Raw genomic sequence first — 1557 nt, 5'->3', positions numbered from 1 at the left:
CCGCGATGTTGTAGCATCGCGGTGTCGGGCGCTGAGCGCCTTCAGGAATCAGGGTAGATTCCAATGTCTAGTAACAACGTCACCACGGATGTAGTTTCGGTCGATGAACAGGCTTTCGAGAAACACGATGAAGTTGAGGTCGACGAGGATGGGTTCGAAGTCGTCGACGAGACCCCGGAGTTCCGGGCGACGGTCGACATGGAAGTCCAGGCCAAAGTCGATTCCAACCACCCAGACGCGCGCGTCGAGGAAGGCCCGGATCACCTGTTCGGGAAGACCCTCGAACAGGAAGAGCGCATCAAGGCACGAGAGGCCGAGTTGGAACACATCAGTGCCCAGGCAGAACTCAGTCAGCAGGAGGGGCGTGCGAAGCGGACGCGAGACATCGCAGCGAAGCGAAGCGCTGAGCGGCGTGTGAAGTTCCAGAAGCGGGCAGCGAGCGTGAATCCGATGGCTGACCCGGAGCGAGACGATCCTCGTGCAGAGCTCACGCAGGAGCAGTTGGCGGCGGTGAACAAGCAGTCGATGCGGTTGGCGGAAAAACTGGATGGCTGGTCGCGAGCAGCGATTGGCCGGCGGTTGGGTGAAGCCGTCGTCGGTGGGAAAGACCTAACGAGTGCAGTCGTCGGGGTGTTCGAGGAGTTGCAGACGGCGCCTGGGACGGTGATCCCCATTGGGAAGCTCGAGGACGTCAATCGCAAAGAGGTGAGCATCGAGGGTCGAGTCGAAGTACTCTGGGATGCGGACTCGCCGGCCATCGCTCAAGTCGGGCTGATCGCAGACGACAGTGGAAAAACGAAGGTGACGATCTGGGAGAAATCAGATGCGCCGTGGATTGAAGAGGGCGAGCAGGTGCGTATTCACAAGGTAGCCCGGAACTGGTACGAGGGGCGCGTCTCACTGGCTGTCACTGGGTGGACCACCATTATGTTCCCTGAGCGCGGTCGGTGGTGGGAATAGCCGGTCGGCGCACCCCTTTTTTGCTGGTGTGTACGCGGTCACCGCCACCTCCCACCACCTCCACGGTCCGGGCTGCTCACGGCGCTCACGCGCCGTTTCGCGGCCGGGCTTTCGCCACCGCGGCCCATCAGTGTCAGCGCTGTTCCGTGTGGTGTGTATGTGCCCCCTGATGGGTGAGGGGCACTCCGAGAGACGCGATCCGCGTGAGTCCCCTCGTGAGTATCCATGGCAACCAGAGAGATCTACGAAACGACGTTCGACGAAGACGTCCAGACCGACTCGAATGCTACGCAGTGTCCCGAGTGTAACGGGCAAGTTACAACCAACGCGGTTGAAACCGTCTGCGAGGACTGTGGACTCGTCGTCGACGAGCAGCGGATCGACCACGGGCCAGAGTGGCGAGGGTTCGACGACGAACGAGAGCGCACGGGCGCTCCGTTGACGGCAGCACGACACGATCGAGGGTTGTCAACGGAGATCGGTCGCGGGGCCGATGCGAACGGGAACAGCCTCTCCGAACAGAAGCGACGCCGGCTGTTCCGGATGCGCCGTGAACAGACCCGTGGGCGGTTTCAGTCGAAAGCTGAACGCAACCTC

At 61.7% G+C, this 1557-nt stretch carries 2 protein-coding genes; both read left to right on the top strand.

The window, feature by feature from the left end; translation table 11 throughout:
- Window positions 1-63 precede the first annotated feature (63 nt).
- Window positions 64-960, top strand: coding sequence for a DNA-binding protein (locus FJT57_RS16165; RefSeq protein WP_144906861.1), 897 nt, complete (start codon window positions 64-66; stop codon window positions 958-960).
- A 225-nt stretch (window positions 961-1185) separates the two neighbouring features.
- Window positions 1186-1557 (top strand): TFIIB-type zinc ribbon-containing protein (locus tag FJT57_RS17155; RefSeq protein WP_275264675.1); only part of this gene is annotated, 372 nt, incomplete at its 3' end.

The sequence above is a fragment of the Halobellus captivus genome (assembly GCF_007655485.1).
GTDB lineage: Archaea > Halobacteriota > Halobacteria > Halobacteriales > Haloferacaceae > Haloquadratum > Haloquadratum captivum.
The sequence above is the reverse complement of the archived record's forward strand: the minus strand, read 5'-3'. Positions and strand labels throughout refer to the sequence as shown.

Coding starts and splice junctions, on each gene's coding strand:
- FJT57_RS16165 (WP_144906861.1), top strand. CDS start 64: ATGTCTAGTAACAACGTCACCACGGATGTAGTTTCGGTCGATGAACAG.